At 45.6% G+C, this 270-nt stretch carries 1 pseudogene; it reads right to left on the minus strand.

From position 1 onward, the window contains the following. Nucleotides 1–270, minus strand: a pseudogene (locus tag HMPREF2958_RS01040) (hypothetical protein); the annotation flags it as partial.

A 270-nucleotide genomic window follows, 5' to 3' on the forward strand; every position in this document is an offset into this window, starting at 1 on the left:
TTATATCATCATCAGCCATAGTAAAAAGCTGCTCAAAATTCTTATACAAAACGAAAAGCCCCTGACGCATATCCCTATCCCTAATCAAACATGCCTCTTCGGAAGCCCAACGCATATTAAAACCTTCAGGAAAACTGTAGGTAGGGTCGATAGTTTTAACCAACCGCCTGGCGAAGTCCATATACGATACCACCCCAGCACAATCAATAGTGATGACAGCCCACCCCTCCGCTTCTAGATAGGGCAGCATATGGTTCTCCCAGTACCCGT

Source organism: Rothia sp. HMSC036D11 (assembly GCF_001814205.1).
GTDB classification, from domain to species: Bacteria; Actinomycetota; Actinomycetes; order Actinomycetales; family Micrococcaceae; genus Rothia; species Rothia dentocariosa.